At 41.1% G+C, this 23019-nt stretch carries 17 protein-coding genes, 1 pseudogene and 1 riboswitch; of the genes and pseudogenes, 13 read left to right on the forward strand and 5 right to left on the reverse strand.

What is annotated here, in order from left to right; translation table 11 throughout:
- The first annotated feature begins 293 nt into the window (after nt 1-293).
- The 5 genes from AOG27_RS06975 (at nt 294) to AOG27_RS06995 (ending at nt 6502) form a co-directional block, all read left to right on the forward strand.
- Complete coding sequence (locus AOG27_RS06975; protein WP_054552298.1) at nt 294-1145, forward strand: D-hexose-6-phosphate mutarotase; 852 nt, start codon at nt 294-296, stop codon at nt 1143-1145.
- A gap of 68 nt (nt 1146-1213) precedes the next feature.
- A complete protein-coding gene (locus tag AOG27_RS06980; RefSeq protein ID WP_054552299.1) occupies nt 1214-1747 on the forward strand; it encodes a PH domain-containing protein in 534 nt (177 codons plus the stop codon).
- Nucleotides 1710-3272, forward strand: coding sequence for a PH domain-containing protein (locus AOG27_RS06985; protein WP_235523682.1), 1563 nt, complete (start codon nt 1710-1712; stop codon nt 3270-3272). Before AOG27_RS06980 ends, AOG27_RS06985 begins: the two co-directional genes overlap by 38 nt.
- Nucleotides 3273-3351: 79 nt before the next feature.
- Nucleotides 3352-3594 (forward strand): hypothetical protein, encoded by a 243-nt coding sequence (locus AOG27_RS06990; RefSeq protein WP_054552301.1) that lies wholly within the window; start codon nt 3352-3354, stop codon nt 3592-3594.
- An 85-nt stretch (nt 3595-3679) separates the two neighbouring features.
- Nucleotides 3680-6502: a TolB family protein gene (locus AOG27_RS06995; RefSeq protein ID WP_054552302.1), complete on the forward strand. Its 2823-nt coding sequence runs from the start codon at nt 3680-3682 to the stop codon at nt 6500-6502.
- A gap of 1 nt (nt 6503) precedes the next feature.
- On the opposite strand, the gene AOG27_RS07000 is transcribed toward AOG27_RS06995, so the two are convergent.
- Complete coding sequence (locus AOG27_RS07000; protein ID WP_054552303.1) at nt 6504-7643, reverse strand: tetratricopeptide repeat protein; 1140 nt, start codon at nt 7641-7643, stop codon at nt 6504-6506.
- 271 nt (nt 7644-7914) lie between these two features.
- On the opposite strand from AOG27_RS07000, the gene AOG27_RS07005 reads away from it, so the two are divergent.
- Complete coding sequence (locus AOG27_RS07005; RefSeq protein WP_054552304.1) at nt 7915-8529, forward strand: PQ-loop domain-containing transporter; 615 nt, start codon at nt 7915-7917, stop codon at nt 8527-8529.
- 49 nt (nt 8530-8578) lie between these two features.
- Here AOG27_RS07005 and AOG27_RS07010 read toward each other — a convergent pair whose 3' ends face one another.
- Nucleotides 8579-11089: a zinc-dependent metalloprotease gene (locus AOG27_RS07010; RefSeq protein WP_054552305.1), complete on the reverse strand. Its 2511-nt coding sequence runs from the start codon at nt 11087-11089 to the stop codon at nt 8579-8581.
- A 265-nt stretch (nt 11090-11354) separates the two neighbouring features.
- Here AOG27_RS07010 and AOG27_RS07015 point away from each other — a divergent pair, with 265 nt between their 5' ends.
- The 5 genes and pseudogenes from AOG27_RS07015 to AOG27_RS07035 all read left to right on the forward strand — a co-directional run bounded on the left by AOG27_RS07015 (nt 11355) and on the right by AOG27_RS07035 (nt 19299).
- Nucleotides 11355-12527, forward strand: a complete 1173-nt coding sequence (locus AOG27_RS07015; protein ID WP_054552306.1) for an efflux RND transporter periplasmic adaptor subunit — start codon at nt 11355-11357, stop codon at nt 12525-12527.
- Nucleotides 12528-12536: 9 nt separating this feature from the next.
- The gene (locus AOG27_RS07020) at nt 12537-15674 is read left to right on the forward strand and encodes an efflux RND transporter permease subunit (protein ID WP_054552307.1); all 3138 of its coding nucleotides are present in this window, start codon (nt 12537-12539) and stop codon (nt 15672-15674) included.
- Between the two features lie 135 nt (nt 15675-15809).
- Nucleotides 15810-15893: riboswitch (cyclic di-GMP riboswitch) on the forward strand.
- A gap of 108 nt (nt 15894-16001) precedes the next feature.
- Nucleotides 16002-16571, forward strand: a complete 570-nt coding sequence (locus AOG27_RS07025) for a hypothetical protein (protein ID WP_054552308.1) — start codon at nt 16002-16004, stop codon at nt 16569-16571.
- Nucleotides 16572-16846: 275 nt separating this feature from the next.
- A pseudogene (locus AOG27_RS07030) lies at nt 16847-18846 on the forward strand (S9 family peptidase).
- Nucleotides 18847-18897: 51 nt separating this feature from the next.
- On the forward strand, nt 18898-19299 hold the full coding sequence (locus AOG27_RS07035) for a hypothetical protein (RefSeq protein ID WP_054552309.1): 402 nt from the start codon (nt 18898-18900) through the stop codon (nt 19297-19299).
- A gap of 58 nt (nt 19300-19357) precedes the next feature.
- On the opposite strand, the gene AOG27_RS07040 is transcribed toward AOG27_RS07035, so the two are convergent.
- Nucleotides 19358-19831 carry a Dps family protein gene (locus AOG27_RS07040; protein WP_054552310.1) on the reverse strand — a complete coding sequence of 158 codons (474 nt, stop codon included), beginning with the start codon at nt 19829-19831 and terminating at the stop codon, nt 19358-19360.
- A 364-nt stretch (nt 19832-20195) separates the two neighbouring features.
- Between AOG27_RS07040 and AOG27_RS07045 the strand changes: the two genes are divergently transcribed.
- A complete protein-coding gene (locus tag AOG27_RS07045; protein WP_054552311.1) occupies nt 20196-20405 on the forward strand; it encodes a hypothetical protein in 210 nt (69 codons plus the stop codon).
- Nucleotides 20406-20409: 4 nt separating this feature from the next.
- Here the strand turns inward: AOG27_RS07045 and AOG27_RS07050 are convergent, their stop codons facing one another.
- Entirely contained in the window at nt 20410-21015 is a 606-nt protein-coding gene (locus AOG27_RS07050) for a DUF7379 domain-containing protein (protein ID WP_054552312.1), read from the reverse strand.
- Nucleotides 21016-21023: 8 nt separating this feature from the next.
- Nucleotides 21024-21560: a YaeQ family protein gene (locus AOG27_RS07055; protein WP_054552313.1), complete on the reverse strand. Its 537-nt coding sequence runs from the start codon at nt 21558-21560 to the stop codon at nt 21024-21026.
- Between the two features lie 91 nt (nt 21561-21651).
- Between AOG27_RS07055 and ylqF the strand changes: the two genes are divergently transcribed.
- Entirely contained in the window at nt 21652-22596 is a 945-nt protein-coding gene (gene ylqF, locus AOG27_RS07060) for a ribosome biogenesis GTPase YlqF (RefSeq protein ID WP_054552314.1), read from the forward strand.
- Nucleotides 22597-23019: the final 423 nt, after the last annotated feature.

The raw sequence follows: 23019 nt of genomic DNA on the forward strand, positions 1-23019 counted from the left end.
GCAATCGCAAAATATTACACATCTAATAAATTGAGTTCAAATAAATAATAACTATGTGTCTTATAATTTGCGGCCATAAAGGTTGTTATCGTGTTTATTTATTAATTAGAGTAGAAATTAAAACATAAAAGTTGAAATTTAGATGGAGTAATTGTTGTTAACACTTAAAATGCAACTACGAGGTGACACCATCACTTTGTAGTAAAACAATTTATACAAATAACTAAATATTATTTACTAAAAGCCACTGCATTGGGTAAGGTGGATTTTTCTTTCATTAAATGGGACGAATTATGAAGTTATCGCCATCAGTTACGATTGAGCAAAGTGAAACCGGGCTTGAATTTATTAAAGTTGCTAGTGAGTTTTGTAGCGCAACTATTTTTCTGCAAGGTGCGCAGATCACTGAGTTCACGCCAACCGATAAAAAGCCACTATTATGGGTCTCAGAATTAGAAGATTTCCAAGAAGGCAAAGGTGTGCGAGGCGGTATTCCGATTTGTTGGCCATGGTTCGGAGTAAGCCAACATGAAGGCTGGCCAGCTCATGGTGTTGCTCGCACAAGTTTATGGCGTGCAGAAGAAGTGAAAGAGCAAGACGATTCTATTTATATCAGCTTGTCATTACCGATGACGCAAGTTGATGAAAAGTATTGGCCTTATAAAACTAAGTTATTGGCCGAGTTTATTTTAACCTCTAGCTTAGAGCTACGTTTAACAACCACAAACTTAGATAACCAAACTGTACAGTTCACTCAAGCACTGCACACGTATTTCCCAACACCAGCAATTGAAGAAACAAAAGTAGATGGCCTGCAAGGCGCGAAATACATCGAATTTGCTGAAGGTCCATTTGAGCAAAATGAGTTAGTGTCGTTCGCGCGTGAAACAGACATGGTTTACACCGAAGCAAAAGACACTCAGCGTATCATTACACCTGATGGCATTATTGAAGTAGGCCGCGAAAATTCAACATCGTGTGTACTTTGGAACCCATGGATTGATAAATCAAAACGTCTTTCTAATTTTGCTGATGACGAATATCACGTCATGCTGTGTTTAGAAGCGGCTAATGTCCTTGATGATAGTGTTGAACTTGCACCAGGAGCAAGCCACACACTTGCAACAAAACTACGCTGGGTATAATTTATAACATATAATAACTCAGTGTTAGCACGTAAGGCCGGCACCGCTGGCCTTTACAAGGAATTACCGTGTTTAGTAATCAACAAATAGAAACCCTACCAAAGCATCAAACGATTCAATTCCAACCACTTGCAGATAATGCGATATGGCATGTACAACTAAATTGGTTGTTGTTTTATGTGCCTTTAATGGCCGTGATCATTACAGTACGGCACTTTAATCCAGCCATTAGCCAAGCTATTGCTACACCTTGGCTTTTGGTTTTGCCATTGTTGGTAATACTGTCAATGGTTTACAACCTTTACAGCGTTCGCGCCAAAGGGGTGGCAGTAAGAGAGCATGATATTGCCTTTAAGCGAGGTTTAATTTGGCAACAAATCACCTTATTGCCTATTTCTCGTGTGCAACACACCGAAATTCATCGCGGCCCAATTGAGCGAAAGTTAGGACTCGCAACACTCAGGCTTTACAGTGCCGGTGGCATGAGTGCTGATTTACATATCAGTGGGTTAACGGACGAACAATGCAATGATGTCCGCCAGTTCGTGCAAAGTTATGGTGATAATGCAGCAACTCAAGAAAATGAGCTTGCCGATGAGTGATCAACAATGGCAACGCGTGTCGCCATGGGCGCTACTGTATTTTATTGTTCACTTTGCACTGCGCTTCATAAAAGATGGGCTGCTTAATTTACTGCCTATTTTGGTGTTATTTGTTACGCAAGTTGAGCAAAAGCTGTTTTGGGGGCAAATAGCTGTTGCCGTGGCCTCTTTAGTTTTAGTGCTGTATGCCTTTGCTTATTATCGTAATTTTAAATACCGCATAACGGATGGTCACGAAATACTGCTCAATAAAGGGGTATTTAAAAAAGAGCGGCTAACCCTAAAATTTGCTCGAGTACAGAACGTAAACATTGCCGAACCTTTTTATTTTCAGCCAGTTAATTTAGTTAATTGTATTTTCGATGCCGCCGGTAGTAGTGCTCAAGAAGCTGTGATCCCGGGAGTTAAGCTTAGCTATGCCGAGCAAGTTCGTGAACAAGTTATGGAATTTAAGGCTCAGTTACAACAGCAAGAACAGCCGTCTATTGAGCAGAGCGAAGCAACAGATAAACCGAAAACCTTAACGATCAGCAATGCTGAAATTGCTAAGTTTGGTTTGATGTCGAACATGGCAATATTGGCATTGGCTGCACTTGCTCCATTTATGAATGTGATTTTTGAGTACCTCGAAAAAACCATCATAAACCGCCTAGAGGCCATACTGAATGAGCAAGCTGCGTTCGTTGGTAGTGCCGCTGCAATCGCTGTGTTAATCATGGTTGTTGCCATTGTTTTATGTGCTATTTTACTTTCTGTTGTCATGGCCTTGGTGCGCTTTTTTAACTTTCAGCTGTATTTTCAGGACGATAAGTTTAAGCGTGTGGCAGGTTTAATTGAGCGCCAGCAACTCTCGATCAGCGTGTCGAAAATTCAAAGTGTGCAAATCAAGCAAAATATTATTGCTCGGCTGCTTAATCGCTATACCTTAATTTGCCCACAAGTGAGTAGTGGTGGTATGGCTGCTGGGGTTGCGGCACATAAAAATAAACAAACGTTAGTGATGCCAGTAATCACCAAAGAGCAAGTGCAAGCCGTGTGTGGCTGGTTATTTCCATGGTTTGTTGATTTAACAGAGCTTAACTTTGTTAAGCCTGAGCGCGCTTTACTTTATAAGAATACGTTTTTATATGTGCTCCTACCTACTATATTTTCTGCTTTAATTTTCAATGCCTTATTTGATGCTGCTACGATGCTGTGGAGCATTGTCGTGGGCTTAGTTTTGATGATCGGTGTGTTTTTGAATTATCAAAAAACGGGTGTGGCTATGTATCAACATGACGGCCGCTTTTTTGCCGTATTTAAAACCGGCATGCTGGGTGTGCAGTATCGTGTTTTTGAAATCTATAAAGCACAAAGTGTCACCACAATAAGCACTTATTTAATGCGCCGATCACAGCTTAAAAGCTTGTATATACAACTTGCTTCTGGTTCAGTATCAATGCCTTATTTAAAAGCAGAGCTGGCTGAGCAGTTTGCTGATTTCGCCCTATATGAAATAGAAGGCGTCGAGCGGAATTGGCTTTAAATGAAAATAATTCTCAATATCATTGACCTATTTGGGTTTTTGAGTATACTTTCTCAAAAGCTACAGATGGAGGTTCGCAATGATTTATTTACTACCTATTTTAGCTATTTCAGGTGTTGTCGGATTGCTTTGCTATGCTCGCAATAAGAAGGAGTGTAAAGGTCTTTGCGTAAGTTGTGCAGTGACTTGTATTGCTTTGCTTGTGACTGGCGCGATGGCTCTTGCGGGTCTTGGTGCATTGAGAAGCAGTATTATGTTTGCAGCGACAATATTTATTGTTTATCAATTACTAGGCTTGGTTCGCCCACTTAAAATCGAGTAATTTCTTACACTTTTTAACTTCAGCCTTTTTAAAAAGCATCGCATACTAATCCTTATATTAAGTAACTTGCTAATCAAGGATTGTGATGAAAAAAGCCCTGTTAACTGCGGCACTACTTGCTGCTAGCCACGCTTCAAGCCAAGAAACTTGGCAAACCATTCATACCGAACACTTTAACGTGCATTTTAGTACTGAGAATCAGCAATGGGCCCGTTCAGCAGCAACAGAGCTTGAAATTGTTCGTGATAAGGTTTTAAAACAGCAAAACCGTGCCCTTGATGAAGTGGTCGATGTACTGGTTTTCGACCCGTTTAACGCCTCCAATGGCTTTGCTTTGCCTGTAACTAATAAGCCTTTAATGGCCTTGTTTACTACGCCCCCGCAATCCGACACGGTGATTTCTAACACTGATGGCTGGCAGCAGTTATTGATTTTGCATGAATATATTCATTTAGTGCATCTTGCTCAGCCTACTCGAAGCGACGTACGTCAGGTTATTCGTAATAGTTGGGATATTTACGATTTAGTTGATGGCGAAATGCCGCGCTGGGCTGCCGAAGGCTATGCAACGCTGCTTGAGTCGAAAATGACAGGCCGAGGCCGTTTATACGATAACCTTTCAGAAGCAATACTGGTTGAATTTGCCCAGCAAGGTGCGCTGCCACAATATAACCAATTGAGTAGTACCGAAGGAGGCTATTTAGCTGGCTCAATGGCGTATTTAATGGGTTCTCGCTTTCTTGCTTGGCTCGAAGAGAACTATTCAGCGCAAACTCTTGATGCAGTTTGGACACGTATGCAAGCGGTTAAAGCACGTGATTTTGATGAGGCCTTTAGCGGGGTATTTGGCGATTCACCTGAGCGCCTATATCGTCGTTTTATTGCCGAATATACTTATAAAGCAATGGCTAAAGAGGTAAGTGAGCAAACACTTACAAGCAAGCTTTGGTTAGAGCTTGATTTATACGCTTCGAACCCTGTTTTAAGTTTAGATAACAGTAAACTTGCGATTGTTGAGCGCAACAAAGATGACGAAACACGTTTAGTCATTTATAGCACTGATGACAATCAACAGGCTGCCGATGATTTTGCAAAGCAGCAACAAGCGTTACTTGATGATGATCCTGTCGATATCGCAGATAAAGCCCCCAATGTCTTTAAGCGTAAGCAAAAACATGTGCTTCAGCAAATTAATAGGCAAGGTATAAAAAACCCGCAGTGGTTAGACGAAAATACTCTGTTTTTCACTGCCACAACAACGGTTGCTAAAGGCTCCATTCAAGGTATTTCTGATTTATACCGCTATGATATCGACACTGGTAAAGTGAGCCCTTTGACGCATCATGCAGGGCTGCGCCGTTTTAGTATTAGTGATAACGGACAAACTGTTTATGCTGAGCAAACTCAGCATGGTTTCTCTGAGCTAGTGCGCCTTGACCTCAATACGGGTGTTTCTACCCCTTTATTTGAGAAAAGCCTAGAAACGGTTTATGACTATCCATTACTAAGCCCTAATAAAGCTCAACTTGCTTATTTAAAAGCGACATTGAATGCTAATTGGAAGTTGTATATACAAGACTTAAGCTCTCAAAAATCACTTACTGTGCCAATGCCTGAGGGCTATCAGTATGTGTCACAACCTAATTGGCAAGCAGATGGCAAAGGGCTATATTTTGTTGCCGGTAAAAAGAAAGCTCTCGATTTATATCATTATGATCTACAAAGCAATTCACTACGCCAATTAACGCAAGGCCAAGAAGCTGTTGCACACCCAATGGCAATGAATAATGGTGAACTTTTGTATTTATCGATCACTGCTGAAGGGCCGAATATCAAGCATTTTGCTGAGCAACCACAAGGATTAGAGGTTGTTGAATTTGCTAAAAGTGCGGCGCCACCACGAGGGCAAGTAACGAGCGAAGTATTACCTGAGGCGAAAATCTACCCGCAAAGCCCAACTGAGCCAGCCGATTATGATATTTGGCAGCAAAAACCAACCTTTTCGTTGGCATCTCAGTACTATTCGGCTTCATCTTCACTGCTTACCCTTGGAGTAAAAAGCAATGACTTTTTAAAGCAGCTTGATTTACAGGCAGGCTATAGTGCTGATTTACATGACAAAGCATTAGAAGGGGTATTCGCGGCCGCTAAGTACTCAGCGTTTGATTTAAAATTTAAAGCACTGCTATTTGATTACGACCTTGAATCAGAAAAACAGTACCATTCACAAATGCCGGTAAACCTAAGTAACACAGGGGCGCATTTAGCCATGAGCTACCCGTTGCAGTTTCAGCAGCTTAGTATTACACCGAGTTTGAGCTATAACTACAGTGACTTTAGTAACGGGGATGATCAATGGTTAACCCTTGGACTTGAACAAAAATGGCAATATGATAGACAGCAATATGGTTTTTCTCAGTCCGTAAGTGCCCAGTGGCTATCCGGTGATGCTGACTCGAATAATTGGCAGGGCTATAACTTTGCTACCGTATTGAGCGGTTATGCCTATGATATTCCAGTTTATGTTAATTTTGCTCAGAAATATCGCGATGACAGTAGCCTTGCGCTTGGCGGTTATGAGTCAAACTTAATTAATAATGACACGCAAAGTGGCTTTGTTGTTGCCCCTGAGCTGCCGTTTATTAGTCAATTAGGTAACCGCTATAAAGGCTATGGCGGGGGTATTAGTTACAAAGATTCATTACCTTGGCTTTATTACCGACAGCATCAGGTCGATAACCGAGTTTATGCACAAAGTTACGGTCTCAAGTGGCAAGGAGACTTTAGCTTTGGCATGGGGCCTGCAGGTTTAAATGATGTAAACCTTGATTTTGGCGTCGCCCGAGTAGAAGGCGACGACTTTGAAAATGATTTACGCGCTTGGCTAAGCTTTTATTACTCGTTATAAACTAGTGTTGACCTTTTAAGGCGAAAAGCTTGGCGTGATAAAGTGCTAGTTTTTCGTCTTTATTTTCTATCTCAATGGCTTTTTCTAGCCATTCTTTGCTGCTTTGTTCATTACCTTGCTGATAACTTACAATCGCTAACTCTATATATGGTTCAGATAAATACGGAGCTAATGCGATAGCCTCCTCGAGTTGTTGTTTTGCTTTGTAAAATTGGCCATTGTTACGAGCGTTAATCGCTGTAGCGAGTAACTCGAACGGGTCTTGTCTAAGCATAGCAAGTTGTGAATTGAGCTGCTCTGCCAAAACCTGATCATTCAGTTGCTCGGCCAGCACTGCGTAATTATGTAGTAAATTCGTATCTTTAAAGCCATGCTGCATCGCTGTTTGATAAATATGTTTTGCTCCAGCTAAATCACCCGATTGACGATGTAATACGGCAGCTAAATTGTAAAGCGCAGCAGAATTTGGTGTATATTCATTGGCTTTTAAAATATAGCTGTAGCTCAAATCAAATTGGTTAGCAATAAGTGCGTCGCTTGCTAAATTGCTGTAATAACGGCTAATTAAGTCTTTTAGTTCAGCGCGGCCGGAATAAAAACTACCACGAGCAGGAAAGTAGTCAATGACAGTACCTGGCGGTACCAAATAATTATCTTCTTCACTTAAAGGGGCATAGACTTTGGTGCGAAAATGGCCTGACACATACACTATATTATTTTGCTTACTGTAAACAGGCTCACTTGAGACCGCTTGGAAACCAGTTTTGAGCCCGACTAGTTGCGCGTATGCGTGAGTTAAAATTGCTAAACTGATGCAATTGCCTTGCTCATTTTGTAATGCCTGTTGGGCATTTAAGGTGGCGCTAAAATAATTAAAATTACTGAGCTTATTTTCTAAGTATTGATAAAGAACTTGATCATCTCTTAAATAGTCACCTTGGTGTCTTGTGAAATAGTTAAGGAAGCGTTTTTGTTCCTCGGCTGGTAAGGTAAAAAGTTCAGGGTCTTTTAGTTCAACTTGTTGAAAATGTTCATTGTTTAGTAAGCTGGCAACGCTAGGAGGGGGGGCTGACTGTTGGCTTGTACTCTCGCATCCAGCCAAAAAGGAAAATAAAACAATTACATATAAAATTGGCTTCATAGCTTTTCTCTCCTGAATACTATCCGCTCAATGTACCCATATTGCAGTGACTATTCAAGTCAGTCGTTAGTGTCATCAGCTGTAAACAGCTTGTACGGATATCTTGCCAATAGTCAGTTGTATATTTTTTATTCTTTATTGCATTCTAATACTCTCTCATTACAATGCCGCGCTCTTTTAAATCGCTTTAAAAACAGTTGTTTACTGCACTTTCATGGGCGATTTATAAATTGCTAACTTATTAACTAAATTGTAACGAGAGAGGTCTGTTTTGGCGCACTTTTTGCCGATTATTTCATGCTTTATTTTAGCGTTTAGCTTTTATCCGCTTTTAAATAAGATCCGTAAAAATCGCAGTGTGTCGGGCGTTTCGCTGTTAATGATGAGCTTTGGTGTTGCGCAAAGTGTGTATTTCATCACCTTTAATCTGTTTTTTCAGCGTTTTTACATGGTTTTGCCGTTTGTTGTTACCGGCATGCTAAGTGGTGTGATTCTTTACTACTTTGTTCGTTACAATGCTGAACGAAAGCAACGCATGCAGCTAGCTGGGTTATTAGCCATCTCAGTCGTGCCTTTTGGTTTGTTGCTTAACCCTCATTATGAAACAGCAACGGTGCTTAACTGGCTAACTTATGTAGGTTTAGTCATGAGCTCTATTCGTGTTATGCCGCAGACTTATAAAACCATTAAAAGTGGTGATATTAGTAATTTAAGTGCGCGCTACTTTAGCCTACAGTTTGTTGCTGGAAGCTGTGGCCTCGCTGCCGAACTTGCTATGGCGACACCAAGTGTGTCTCACATACTAACCTTTGTGATGATATTACTGACTAATGCAGCGCAATTAGGATGTATTCAGTATTATAAATCACGCCCTGCAATGGCTTAAACTAAAAACAAAAGGCTGCCAAGTGGCAGCCTTTTTTGTGTTGCTAAGATTATGCTTCGAGGGCTTTACTAATTAAGCGATCGATATATTGCTTATGCGCTTTAGCTGCGGTGTCTGCACCCCATGGTACGCTCATATCAGCAATTTGATTTAACTGATAAAGCGCGGCAGCTTTGGCTAGGTTATCGTGCTTGCTCGCTTTGCCTAAACCAGCGATCGCGATTAGCTGATTCACATATTCAACTTGTAGATTGTGACTTAGGGTATTTGCTTTTTTGCTGTCTACAAAAATGCTTGCTGTTAAGTCATTCATAAATTGGTTAAGTGAATACTCGTTGCCATACATCGCACTGTCTGAAATACGCAGCATGACTGCTGGGTGCAACAACTGAGCAAGTACCAGCTTCTGCATACCTAAAATCATGCCGTGTGGTTTAGGGTCTTCGTTCTTACCGTAATGATTAAAACCACGACGCTGCTGTAGCAGGTAGTTATACAGTGGCTGCATGCTCGAAAGCACATTTGGCGAGAATACTTTGTCGGCTAACACTTGCATTGCATGTTGCTGGCGCTCAAGTGGCACAGGCGTAAATGGTGCACCATTTTTGTCATCGCCCACCACATTACGTTCTACATAAACACCACCAATTTGACGAGATACCACGCCTGCTTGTGTTCTGTAGCTTCTAAATAAAATGTTCGCTGAGGTAACCAGCTGTTGGTATGACTCACCATTAACCGTGGCTTTGTCTTTAAGTTCAGTAAACAGCTTATTGATAAGCTCCATACGATCATCAGCATATGCGGCAGGGTTAGATGACATATCGCCAATCATTACACGCGGGTCAATATGGCGGCCTGGAGCACGCATATCATCAGCATCATTACCAAACGCTAAAGCATGCTCAGATGAGCGAGCGAGAATTTTCTCAAGGCGTTGTTGCTCAGCCGCTTTATCAGCCAATGCTTGGCTGTAGCCGTATTCAATTGCCCAATCATCGTAAGGGCCAGGTTTGGTTTGGAAGATATCACCTTGCTGCATACCAATAGGGGCAATGTTTGCTGGTGCATAGTCCATAACAGAACCCGTTACGATACCTTGCGTTTTACTCTTATCGTGAACTTCTTTTTCATCCCATAAGATAGATGACTTCATATTGTGGTTAAGACCAAGGGTATGGCCTACTTCGTGTAAAACTAGCTGAGTTAAACCTTGGCGTAAAATCTCTTTGTCTTCAATGCTCGCACCTGTGCCTAAGCCTTTAGCAAGTAGCATGTTTTCTTGAATGCTGTGACCCAATGAGCAATGTAAATCGGTGCTGCTTTGGTTAGTTTCAAGCGCGGTTGCACCTTGGGTGTATAAAGTGTCGTACATCCAACGGTTTTTCATGAAAACATACTCTAACATGATGTCAGAGCCTAAGATCTCACCGGTTAATGGGTTCGCAAGGGCAGGACCATAACCACCAAATGGAGGGCGTGGTGATGCAGTCCAACGTAACACGTTGTAGTTAATATCGCCTGCATCCCAATTGGCGTCATCAGGTTGTACTTTTACTTCGATGGCATTTTTAAAGCCTGCTTTTTCAAATGAGCTATTCCATGCTAGTACTGCATCACGAATAGTGTCTCGCCACTCAACTGGCGTGGTATTTTCAATCCACCAAGTAATTGGTTTAACTGGCTCAGACAGTGCCGCTGTTGGGTCTTTCTTTTGTAAGTCCCAGCGCTTGATGACATCTTCATATGGTGCCCAATCCGCTGATGTCATATTGTCGAATTCGTTAGTAAAATAACCAATACGTGCGTCATCTTGGCGAGCTTGATAATCATTTTTCGGTAGCGCGACAAATGAATGCTGTACTTTAATTGAAACATTACGAGGATCGCTTACGGCTTTTGAACCTCGTACTGTTGGGTTAGCATTAGAAAATACATAATCCACCACAACATCTAGGTTATTTGGGTAAGGGCGCTGTTTAACGATTCGCGATTTTTTGTCGTTTAACTTACCAAGTTTAAAGCGTTTGCTGGCATTTTTATCTTTTGGGTTTGCCCAAGGTGACACTTTATGCAGTGCTTCACTTAAAAAGAGCTTATCAACTTTAAAAGCAATTTTACCGTCTTCTTCTTTTTCGATTTTAATACTCGCAAGGACAGCTTCGCTGATGTTGGCATCGGCAGAGCGTGCTAGGGCTGAGTTTTCATCAAATTTATAGCGCGGTGTTTTGCTAATAATATCAATGCGGTCAAAGTATTTACGAAACTCAATTAGCTTTGTCTCGCGATATGCCCCTCTGAAGTGACCTGCGTCAGTAACACCATCAACGGTGTGAGCAAAGTACACAAATGGTGTATCAAGTTGAGATTGGTCGATCACCATTAAGTTATCGCCGGTTTTCGCATCTTGGTAAATGCTGAAAACACCGGCAAACTCGCTTTTATCTTTGATCATTTCAGCCAGTGTTTTTGGCTTCTTTTCTTCTTTTTTCGCTTCGGCGGCGTGGCCATTCATGGCAAACGCTAAGCTTAGTGCCAGCGCAATGGTTGTTATTTTCATTGTTAACTCGTTCCTTTAATTATTTCTCAATCAAGTTTAATGAATTAACCCTTTGATAAAAGGCTGTTTGTTAACAAGTGTGAAAGTAGTGTTGTAAGCCTCTGATATTAAGTGGTTTTTGTTTGTAACAAATTGTTCTTAGATAAGTTTTGGTTTTTGTGTTGCCAATTTATCTGTTTTTGTAACAGTTCCTTACAAATGTCACATTAATGTTTCTGTCAGCTTTGGTATGATAGGGCCAGTGAAAATATTATAGGTGTAAGTTATGCGCACAAGTTTATTAAAATGGATCTTACCGTTTGTTGCATTAATCGTTGGTGTTGCTGGTTTTAAGGCAATCAACGCGATTGCTCAAGAGCCTAAAGACAAGGATGTAGTTGATGTGCGTCCTTTAGTACAGGTTGAGCCAGTAGCAAGTGATGATCATCAAGTGATTATTAATAGTTACGGCGAAGTGAAACCGCTTGAAAGTACCTTACTTGCCTCGCAAGTGGCAGGTGAAGTTACAAGCTGGCATCCAAATTTTGTTGCTGGTGGCATCGTAGCGCGTGGTGAAGTGTTATTTACCATCGAAAAAGATAACTACGAAGCAGCTGTACTACAAGCTGAAGCGTCACTTGCCAGTGCTCAAGCGGCACTGATCGAAGAGCAAGCACAGGCTAAAGTGGCAGAGGATGAAGCAAGACGTTACCCAGAGCGTGAGCGCACCGACTTATTCCTACGTAAACCTCAAGTTTTAAGTGCACAAGCAGCTGTTAAATCAGCGCAAGCGGCATTAAAACGTGCCGAGCGTGACCTTGCTCGCTGTGAGGTGAAAGCACCTTACGATGCACTGGTGATCAGCCGTGAAATTGGTGTTGGTCAATACATTAATGTAGGCAGCCAAGTTGCTGAAATTAATAATATTGAAAGTGCAGAAATCATTGTACCAATTGCTGGTTTCGATAGTGTATTTTTACCAAAACGCTTAAAAGGCGTTAAAGCGACCATTATCAATAAAGGCTTAAACAGCTTTACTCGTGAAGCCGAAATTGACCGTGACCTAGGCGTTGTTGATAACGCGACGCGTATGAGCAACTTAGTTGTTCGTGTTGATGACCCATACGGCTTAAAGCACGACGTACAACCTATTAAATTTGGTGCTTACGTTCAAGTGAACTTTGCCGGTGCAACATTACAAAACATCTACCGTTTACCGCAGTCTTTAGTGAATAACCAAACGGTGTGGATTGTGAACGGCGAGAATAAACTTGAACCACGTAAAGTAACCGTAGTGCGTGAAGAAGGTGAGTACTTCTATATCAGTGATGGCCTTGAAGTGAATGACCAGTTGGTTCTGACGCTACCTGAGTATCCGCAAGAGGGTATGGAAGTGAAGATTGCTGGAATGAAAGAAATGACAAGCGATGCAGAAACTGCAGCGGTTGAAAAGCTTTAAGGTAGCACTATGACTGATACAAACACAGAAAAACAGTCTGGCCTTATTGCCTATTTTGCCAATAACTCGGTCGCTGCTAACTTAATGATGGTGTTTATCATCATCATGGGGATCATTAGTTATTTCACTATTCAGCGTCAGATGTTCCCGAATATTGAAATTAACTATATCGAGGTACAGGCCAATTATCCGGGTGCCTCACCACAGGAAATTGAAGAAAGTATTCTAATCAAAATTGAAGAGTCACTAAAAGATGTCACCGAAATTAAACGTGGTGTATATCGTTCGTTCCGAAATAGTGGCACTGCAAGTTTAGAGATCAACACAGATGCAGAGCTCACTGATGTACTCGATAAAGTGAAGCTACGAGTAGACAGTATTGCGACTTTCCCTGCCGGCATGGAGCCGGTGACGATTAGTCAGGTTGAGTTTCGCCAAGACGTGATTGGTATGACCCTAGTAGGTGATATTCCACTTACTGAGTTAAAGCCTGTTGCAAATAAAATTGAAGATGAGTTACTGCAATTATCTAATGTGTCGCTGGTACAAAACGATGTACCACTTGATGAGATTGCGATTGAAATTGACCCAGATTCACTTCGTCAATACAACCTTACTTTAAGTGAGGTGGCCAGTGCTGTACGTCGTTACTCTGCAAATATTTCAGCAGGTCAATTACGTACTGACGCAGGTATTATCTCGGTACGTGTTGAAAATCAATATTACAGCGGTGATGAGTTCCGCCAGATCCCAGTAAAAATTGGTGCTAATGGCGCGAAAGTGCTTTTAAACGACATTGCTGTGATCAAAGACCAATTCACTGAAGGTGAACGCTACTTTAAATTTAATGGTGAAAATGCCGTTTATTTATCAGTAAAAGCAACCAAAGAGCAAAATATGATCCCGGTTGCTGATTCAGTTAAAGCCTTTATTGAACAAAAGAATAAAGAGCTACCAGCCGGTCTTCGTCTTGTGCCACTGATGGACATGACTTATTACCTCAATGCCCGTTTAGACATGATGAAAACCAACCTCTTCCAAGGGGCTATCTTGGTGGCCATTATGCTGTCTATCTTCTTACGCTTTAAGCTAGCACTTTGGGTAATGATTGGTTTACCTGTGTGTTTCTTAGGTGCAATGATGATGATGCCATTATTTGGTATCAGTATTAATATCGTGTCGTTATTTGCCTTTATTATGGTACTCGGGATCGTGGTCGACGATGCCATAGTCATAGGGGAGAGCGCCTACACCGAAATCGAGAAAAAAGGCGGTGGTGTTGTAAACGTGGTAAATGGCGCAAAACGCGTTGCTACTCCAGCAACATTTGGTGTTCTAACAACAATTGCTGTATTTGCACCGTTTACACTATCAAGTGGCCCAGAGAGCGCATTCTTCTTTGGTATCGCAGTGGTGGTAATTCTGTGTTTGATATTTAGTTTGATTGAATCGAAACTTATTTTACCCGCACACATTGCCCATACTAAGTTTCCGCCAATTAATCCTAATAGCTGGCGAGCGCGTTTTAACAAACGTTTCTTTGAGTTTGTAAATGGCCCATATAAGCGTTTTATTGAGCTATGTGTTGAATGGCGTTGGTTTGTGCTATTTGCGTTTATCGGTTTATTAATTTTGACGTTTGGCTTAATTTCTTCAAACCAAGTGCGTGTGGTGCCAACACCAAAAGTACCTCAGGACTTTCCGCAAATTCGTTTAGAAATGAATGAAAATGCCTCGGATATGCAAACAATTAATGCTATTCGTGAAATCGAAGCCATGGTTAACAAGGTAGATCAAGAGACAGAACGAGAGTTTGGCCAAAAGCTAATTCGCGATATCTTAGTGTTTAACCAAGGTCGTACTGAAGCACAATTACTTGCTCCGCTGGTAGATGAAGAGCTTCGCCCGTATAACGCATTCGAATTATCGCGTCGTTGGCGTGAACAAATGCCAAGCATCCCAGGTGTGAAATCACTGCAAATTTACGATGATGTAAATGGCGGTGGTATGGATGGTGAGTTTGGTTACTTACTTTACGGCCCAGATATCGATACCTTAAATGATGCAGGTCGTCGTTTCATCCAACTATTACAACAGCAAAAAGGCTTGTTTGATATTAGTTCGACCATCGATCCGGCGAGCAAAGAAGTACAATTAAGCTTAAAACCTGTGGCATATGATTTAGGTTTAGACCTTGCCAATATTGCTAATCAAGTAGGCGCAAGCTTCTACGGTGGTGAAGCACAGCGTGTTATTCGTCGCGGTGAAGAAGTACGTGTTATGGTTCGTTACCCGAAACTAACACGTGAAGCGTTTGCATCATTAAAGCATGCTGTGATCACAACGCCTGCGGGCCAAGAGGTGATGCTGGGCGATGTTGTTGAACTGAACGAAAAACCAGGTATTAGCTATATTCGCCGTGAAGGTGGCTATCGTACTGTGTATATCTACGGCAGTATCGATGAAGAAGCGATTGAACCGGGTGAAGTGGTTAAGCAAGTTGATGAGAACTTATTACCGCAGTTAAAAGAGGAATACCCATCAGTTAAAACTGAGCTAGGTGGTTCTATTGAAGAACAACAAGCGCAAGCTAACGAGCAAATCATGTTCTTTATTGGCGGTATGATTTTAGTGTATATCTTGCTTGCTGTACCGCTTAAGAGCTATTCGCAGCCTCTAATTGTTATGTCGGTTATTCCATTTAGCTTAACCGGTGCTATTTGGGGTCACTTCTGGTTTGGTTTAGATATTAGCTTGATGTCGGGCTTTGGCTTGATTGCTGCGGCCGGTGTTGTAATTAATGACTCGTTAGTTATGACCGACTTTGTAAACCAAGCACGCCGCGAAGGTATTTCAACTCGCCAAGCGGTTATTGAAGCAGGTTGTGCGCGCTTTAGAGCAATCACCCTGACATCAATTACAACCTTTGCCGGTGTACTACCGATTATGTTCGAAACCAGCTTGCAAGCTAAGTTTGTAATTCCAATGGCGGTTGCACTTGGTTTTGCGGTTATGTTTGCAACTCTAATCACTTTAGTACTAGTACCTTGTTTGTACATTATCATGAGTGATGTAGGTAATGGCTTTTTGAATATATTCCGTTCTGGTCACCGAGTAACGACCAGAAGAAAGCTGGTGAAAGACTAAAGCTCTTTCTGTTTTAAAGCCAACCGAGCGGTTGGCTTTTTTGTTTCTGCATCTTTTGCTAGTAACTATTTGCTATATAAGACCTTTGGTTACATTCTTTTGTTTGATTTGTGATTCGGTCGCGATTATACTCAGTCTTGTTTTTGGCAAACTAACTGAAAAGTTAGGACGCAAAGTTTCCGGTCTAAGGTTTTAAACTATGATAGCGGGACCGCTGATAAGCACATAATCTAGTGCTTTGGATCTTTTGCCTCAAACTAAAAAGTATTTATTTTGTACGGTTGTTAGATAATGCCTATTAGTTGTTCTTAGGGTGATACTTTGTTTATGCATACGTCAATGGCCTCCGGGAAGTGGTTGCCGATTGGTTGCTTGAATCATCATACCCAACTATTTGTTGGTGATAGGGTGATTGTGACCTTTTATGACATGCAAGGAGAGCTAGTCGATTTATCATTCGAATATCCAATAGTCAGTACGGATCAAGGTGAGCCTCATAATTGGCCGCGCTCCGTTGCTGAGCATATTAATGTGCATATTCCGCTAGTAAAAGCTGGAAAAATGACTGATCAAGGTTTAGTGGTAGCCTATCGCTCAAACCAAATTTATGCCCTAGAAGGCTCGGGTATTACGCATGTAAAAGTGGCGTTTAATTGTATCGCCAAGTGTGAAGAGCGAGTAAAAGATAGTCTGCAAGATTATGACTATGTTTATCCTCAAGCATGCAACGATTACAGTGCAGGAATTAAGGTTTTACAACCTAAAACAGGCCATATTTATATGTGTAAACCATGGCCATTTAGCGAGTTTTGTCGTGTTAAAGATTCACACAACCCGCTATTTGAACCAGGTGTAGGAAAAAGCTGGGCTATGGCTTGGCAGCAAGTTTCACATTAAGAGTTTCCCCCTAAATGCTATTTTAGCATTGCTTAGCCCACTCAATTTGAGTGGGCTTTTTTAATACCAACCCGCAATAATACTTAATCATTTTGAGGGATTAAACCTGTCGATAACTGCGTTAAAAATTTCTCATTTAGAACAACTAAATAACGAAATTTTTGCCTTGTTATCAACGAGGTTTTATTGCCTCAAAATAGACTACTTAATTAAGCTGATTGGTATAATTCTGTGATAAACTGCCAGCAATTCGTTTTTTATTTTGGTTTTTTCTTGTGTCGTCAAATTCGTATTCTTTGTCTTTATTAGCGCATCCTCCTGTTGCCAAAAAACAGCCTCATCCATTAACTACTCATCAACTAACTCGCACCGATAACTATTATTGGATGCGTGATGATGAGCGTGAAAATAAAGATGTATTAGCGCACTTAAACGCCGAAAACGATTATTGCGATGAGCAACTCGCCGATATAAAACCACTGCGCGAACAATTATTTAATGAACTAAAAGACCGCATTGTAAAAGACGACAACACGGTACCCGTGAAAGATGGCCAATATTGGTATCACTCAGAAGTACGTGGCGACGATGAATATGCACGTCATTATCGCAGTAGCTCAATAGAGGCACGCGACAAGCACTTGCTGTTAGATGTAAATCAATTAGCTGGCGATTACGAATTTTATGAATTAGGCGAAGTTGCAATTAGCCCTGACGAGCAGCTACTTGCATACTCTGAAGACACTGAAGGTCGTCGTATTTATACCGTGCGTTTTAAAAATATTGCCAGCGGTGAGATGTTTAGTGATGTGCTGGAAAACACCGAAGGCCAAGTGGTGTGGGCTAATGATAATAAAACGGTGTTTTATGTGAAAAAAGACCTGCAAACCTTATTGGGTTTTCAGGTTTACCGCCATGTTTTAGGCACCCCGCAAGCTGATGACGTACTGGTTTATGAAGGGTGCTTGATGCCAATAATCCAGAAGGTGGATTTAGCGCCTTAATGCCACGCGAAGAAGGCCATGAGTTCGATGTCGATAAGCTAGGTGATACCTTTTACATTGTGACCAACTGGCAAGCGAAAAACTTTCGTTTAATGACCGCGACGCAAAGCACCATTGCCGATAAACATCGTTGGCAAGAGCATACAGCACATCGCGAGAACGTATTGTTAGAAGGGGTCGAGATTTTCGATGACTACCTTATACTCACCGAGCGAGAGCTTGGCCAAACACGTTTTGTAGTGGTGGATCAGCAAGCCGAGCGTCTTACTTTAGAGTTTGATGACCCTTGTTATTATGCTGCAATTGCCATGAATCCAGAGCCGAATGTGAGCTCTGCGCGTATTTACTATTCAAGCTTAACTACGCCAGGTTCTTTGTATGATGTTGATTTAAAAACAGGTAACAAAACCTTATTAAAACAACAGCAAGTATTGGGTGATTTTAACCCAGAGCATTATCGCTCAGAACGTTTAATGGTTACTGCAAGAGATGGCGAGCAAGTGCCGGTATCTTTGGTTTATCGTATCGACCAATTTAATAAAGATGGAAGTAATCCGCTGTTGCAATATGGCTATGGCGCGTATGGTATTACCATCGATCCTAGTTTTTCAAGTAGCTCACTAAGCTTGCTTGACCGCGGTTTTGTTTATGCGATTGCACATATTCGTGGTGGTGAAATGTTAGGGCGTCACTGGTATGAGCAAGGTAAAAAGCAATATAAGCAAAATAGCTTTAGCGATTTTATTGATGTTACGCATGCGCTTACTGAGCAAGGTTATGCACACCCAGAGAAAGTATTCGCGTCTGGTGGCAGTGCTGGTGGCTTATTAATGGGCGCTGTGGTTAACCAAGCACCTGAGCTTTATTTAGGTATTGGGTGTCATGTGCCATTTTTAGATGTGCTAACCACCATGCTTGATGAGAGTATTCCACTGACGACCAATGAATACGACGAATGGGGTAACCCAAATGATCCAGCGTTTTATGATGTGATTCAGGCTTACTCACCGTACGATAATATTAAGCCACAGGCTTACCCTAATATTCTTGTTACAACAGGGTTTCATGACTCTCAAGTGCAATACTGGGAGCCAATGAAGTGGGTTGCTAAGCTACGTGAGCTTAAAACCGATGACAACATTTTGGTATTTAAAACCGATATGGATGCAGGCCATGGTGGTGCATCGGGTCGCTTTAAAAGCCTTGAAGAAAAGGCATTAGAAATGGCCTTTTTTATTGCTTTATTATCGAATAAAGGCTTAGATAAATAGGTAAATAAATTTTATAAGCGTAAACTTAAGTTGTATTTCAAAGGGGTAAGCATGTTTAAAGCCCATGGTGATTGGCGTTATTTTGTTGAGCCGCCGGTGATTTATGTGGAAATGAGTGGCAGTTTTAATAAAGAAGCCGTTGCTTCATTTAGTATTGAAGTTGCTCAAGAAATCATGAAGTACCCAGAGTTTTCAATTCAGTATGCTGTGGTTAATTTGGAACAATTTGAATTAGCAACTGCCGATAGTATTGAAACTGCTAAGGTTTACTTTCAGGCTGTCAAAGCACGAGGCTACAAACGCGTTGATTATATCAAAGCGAATATCATTGCCCGCAATTTATTAGAAACAGTTTGGTCTGGTGTCGAAATGGATATTAACTTTCACCAAGACGCTGAAAGCTTTTTTCAAATAAGACCCGAGTACGATAATTTAAGAAAGTGGTTAAAATAATACCTTCTGAATATAAAAAAGCCCTCAAGAGAGGGCTTTTTCGTGTCAATTCTGAATATTAACCTAGGTAAGCTTTTAACATCCAAACAAGTTTCTCTTGTTCTTTAATGTAGTCGCCCATTAATGATGCTGTACCTTCGTCATCTGCATCACCAGCTTGTGCTAAGATTTCACGCTGCATTTGAATAAGCGTGCTGTAACCTGCTAAAAGGTTTTCTACTGCAGCAGTGCCTTCAGTGATATTTTTAGCTTCACTGATCTTACTTGCTTCAATGTATTCAGAGAATGCATGTACCGGTGTACCACCTAACGTTAAAATACGCTCTGCAATCTCGTCTACTTTCTCAAGTAGTAAGTTATAAATTTCTTCAAATTTAAGGTGTAATTCAAAAAAGTTACGACCTTTGATATTCCAATGAAAGCCGCGTGCGTTCATATATTGAATTTGGTAGCAGCTTAGTAAAGAGTTTAGTGAATTTACGATATCTTCACTTTTTGCGCTGTTTAAACCAATTGCATTTACCTGTGACATAGATTGCTCCTTAAAAAAACCGTTAAGTGTTTACTTGCTAGTGCTTGGTGTTAAGTATTAGCCATCTTGGTTAATCTGTAAAATGGTTTAATTCGAACACAGTGATAGGTTTTATCTATCAAAGGTTGGTGTTGTCCATTTATGCACTATCAATATAACTTTGAATTACTTTTAATAGACTTGGGGCAACTGAGCAAAAAATCTACCTTATTTTACGAATATTTTAAAATTAGGCAGAAAGTATGATCTAAAACAAGGTTTGCACCTGCTGAGAAACACGCTGATTTAGAACTTGATTTAGGTCAAAAAAACAACGAACCAGAAGCGCATAATGACTTTACCGCATTTAACCAGGAGAAGAAAAATGGACGGTAAAACAGTTAAAGAAAACAAAGCTGAAATAGTCGTTGTCGTGATCGCATTACTTGCATTTGTTATCGGTTTGGTAGGCCATCTAGCTGGTGCTAGCTTCGCAAACTTTGATACCTTTGGCTATATTGCTGCACCTGTACCATTGATCCTAGGGATCATTGTTTTAATCTCATATAAAGTGGCTGCAAGTGCTGAAGATTAAAGTATCACTCACTTTGATTTATAAGCTTAATAATGTAATCCATCACTTGGCGTGAGTAGATCATACTGGTGTGACTCAAATGAAACACCTTATGTTCTGCCATGCCATTGAGCTTGGTTTCATCTATCAAAACTGTACCATCAGAGACACTGCCTTTAGCAATCAGTGGCATTAGCCCTATGGGTAAGTCACCAGCAATACTATAAAGCTTGGCATTAAACGGCCAATTGCCATTCTCAGATAATAGAAACTCCACGCTATTTTTTAACAGCATTTCAAAGCCCTTCTGCTGCATTTGTTTGGCAATATGGCTGCCTTTATGCGGGGTGCCTAAGGTGATCACCTTTTCGACATGGCGGCTTTGAAGAGAATTGGCCTCTAAGTAAGCGCGAGCAACCAAGCCGCCCATTGAGTGGCAAACTAAGGCGGTAGGTTTACCACCAATAAAGCGATCAATCTTATCGAAAATCGCCGCTCTATCGGGAGAGAGCGTGTTATAGGTCAAATTGAGTATTTTTAGTCCTGACTTTTCAAGACGCGCACACAAAGGGCGCATCACAAAGCCTGACATATATAGTCCGTGTAATACTACAACCTGCCTAATTGCCATCGCATTCCTTACATTAACTGTTGCGGTTTAATTTCGATATTTGCTGTGTCTGAGCTAACCCATACTTCACCATCTTGAATGGTAATAGTGAGCTTAATATTACGATCAGCTAAGTCGGCTAATGCCTGAGTCGCAGCATAATCGAGACTAAAAATACTTAAGTTTTTAAAATCATACAACTTAGGTTGATGTTTTTGCCACCAAATCGCTTGGTTATTTTCACCATAGGTATATAAAACAACTTGCTTCGACTTATTGCAGGCTTTTTTCAGGCGTTTTTCATCAGGTAAACCAAGCTCAACCCATAATTCAATTTCTTCGCTATAGTTAATGTGCCAAAGCTCAGGCTCATCATCGGCGCATAAGCCTTTAGTAAACTCTAAGCCTTCACGGGCATTTAGTGCAAAAGCCAACAAGCGGATCATCAAGCGTTGTTCGGTTTCTGATGGGTGTTGTGCCAGAGTTAAATTGAAATCTTGATAAATGTGGCGATCCATATCGCTTAACGATAATTGCGCTTTAATAATGGTTGATTTAAGAGCCATAACTGCTTACTTGAAAAAATTTGCGTCATTATAGCGCAATTCGTTGCCGAGCCAGTTAAAATACCGTGAAATTATCTTGTAGGAGTTAAAAATGGCCATCCAGTGGTTCCCGGGTCACATGAACAAAGCCCGAAACGAAATTAAAGAAATCATGCCACAGATGGATGTGATCATTGAGGTACTTGATGCCCGTATTCCTTACAGTAGTGAAAACCCAATGGTTACTGCGCTGCGTGGCGATAAGCCGGTGATCAAAATCATGAATAAGGCGGACTTGGCAGATCCTAAATTAACGCAAGCTTGGAAAGATTACTTTGAGCAGCAAAGTGGTGTGAAAGCGATTGATTTTGGTAATGATAAAGCAGGTGAAGTGCACCGTATTAATGAGCTTTGTAAAAAATTAGTACCGCATAAAGTAGGCGCTGATAAACAAATTAAAGCCATGATCATGGGTATTCCAAACGTTGGTAAATCAACTCTTATTAATACCTTGGCCGGCCGTATCGTGGCAAAAACAGGTAATGAACCTGCGGTAACCAAAGCGCAGCAACGTATTAAGCTTGACGATGGCATTATGCTTTACGACACGCCGGGAATGTTATGGCCTAAAGTAGAGAACGAAAACTCTGGTTATCGTTTAGGGGCAACCGGTGCTATTCGTGATACCGCTATCGACTACGAAGAAGTGGCAAGTTACACCGCTGAATATTTACTGCATGCATACCCAGAGCTTTTAAAAAGCCGCTATAAAATTGATGAGCTACCAGAGTCTGACTGGGAGTTTGTTGAAATGGCAGGTAAAAAGCGTGGTTGTATCCGCGGTGGCAATCAAATCGACACTTACAAAATGTCTGAAATTCTTATCAACGAATTACGCGATGGCATTATTGGTCGTATTACCATGGAAACACCGGCCATGCGTGAAGAAGAAGAGCAAATGGTTGCACAGCTTCGCGCTGCTGCAGAGGCGAAAAAAGCCGCTAAAGAAGAAGAGAAAAAACAACGCCGTGCACGTGCACGTAAGAACCGTCGATAAAGTTAACGCATTAACTTTTAGACATAAAAAAAGCCCTGCAAGGGCTTTTTTAGTTTCATATCTACCGTCACCGATATGAGCAATGTAGCAAGTAAAATAAGTAGGGTCGCTTATATGTCGCCAATATCAAGGGGCGTTGTGATTAGCAACATATAAGCTAAAGCTTTAACGTGGCGACACGCGTTTCTGGGGAGAAACAAATTCAATCTCAACAAGTCATCATACTTCGCTTGGCTTGTTGAGATTAATTATCAATTAGGTTTGTGATGCTGTCAATACTTTTTTGAAAATAATTCTCATTTAGTTTTATTGCAGGTTTTGTACGAATTTCAGACATAAAAAAAGCCCTGTAAGGGCTTTTTGAGTTTCATATCTACCGTCACCGATATGAGCAATGTAGCAAGTAAAATAGTAGGGCGATCA

The sequence above is a fragment of the Pseudoalteromonas lipolytica genome, assembly GCF_001306915.1.
GTDB lineage: Bacteria > Pseudomonadota > Gammaproteobacteria > Enterobacterales > Alteromonadaceae > Pseudoalteromonas > Pseudoalteromonas simplex.

What these genes read in the sequence shown, in the direction of transcription:
- AOG27_RS06975 (WP_054552298.1), top strand. Translation starts at nt 294, where the DNA reads ATGAAGTTATCGCCATCAGTTACGATTGAGCAAAGTGAAACCGGGCTT.
- AOG27_RS06985 (WP_235523682.1), top strand. Translation starts at nt 1,710, where the DNA reads ATGCAGCAACTCAAGAAAATGAGCTTGCCGATGAGTGATCAACAATGG.
- AOG27_RS06990 (WP_054552301.1), top strand. Translation starts at nt 3,352, where the DNA reads ATGATTTATTTACTACCTATTTTAGCTATTTCAGGTGTTGTCGGATTG.
- AOG27_RS06995 (WP_054552302.1), top strand. Translation starts at nt 3,680, where the DNA reads ATGAAAAAAGCCCTGTTAACTGCGGCACTACTTGCTGCTAGCCACGCT.
- AOG27_RS07000 (WP_054552303.1), bottom strand. Translation starts at nt 7,643, where the DNA reads ATGAAGCCAATTTTATATGTAATTGTTTTATTTTCCTTTTTGGCTGGA.
- AOG27_RS07010 (WP_054552305.1), bottom strand. Translation starts at nt 11,089, where the DNA reads ATGAAAATAACAACCATTGCGCTGGCACTAAGCTTAGCGTTTGCCATG.
- AOG27_RS07015 (WP_054552306.1), top strand. Translation starts at nt 11,355, where the DNA reads ATGCGCACAAGTTTATTAAAATGGATCTTACCGTTTGTTGCATTAATC.
- AOG27_RS07020 (WP_054552307.1), top strand. Translation starts at nt 12,537, where the DNA reads ATGACTGATACAAACACAGAAAAACAGTCTGGCCTTATTGCCTATTTT.
- AOG27_RS07025 (WP_054552308.1), top strand. Translation starts at nt 16,002, where the DNA reads ATGCATACGTCAATGGCCTCCGGGAAGTGGTTGCCGATTGGTTGCTTG.
- AOG27_RS07035 (WP_054552309.1), top strand. Translation starts at nt 18,898, where the DNA reads ATGTTTAAAGCCCATGGTGATTGGCGTTATTTTGTTGAGCCGCCGGTG.
- AOG27_RS07040 (WP_054552310.1), bottom strand. Translation starts at nt 19,831, where the DNA reads ATGTCACAGGTAAATGCAATTGGTTTAAACAGCGCAAAAAGTGAAGAT.
- AOG27_RS07045 (WP_054552311.1), top strand. Translation starts at nt 20,196, where the DNA reads ATGGACGGTAAAACAGTTAAAGAAAACAAAGCTGAAATAGTCGTTGTC.
- AOG27_RS07050 (WP_054552312.1), bottom strand. Translation starts at nt 21,015, where the DNA reads ATGGCAATTAGGCAGGTTGTAGTATTACACGGACTATATATGTCAGGC.
- AOG27_RS07055 (WP_054552313.1), bottom strand. Translation starts at nt 21,560, where the DNA reads ATGGCTCTTAAATCAACCATTATTAAAGCGCAATTATCGTTAAGCGAT.
- ylqF (WP_054552314.1), top strand. Translation starts at nt 21,652, where the DNA reads ATGGCCATCCAGTGGTTCCCGGGTCACATGAACAAAGCCCGAAACGAA.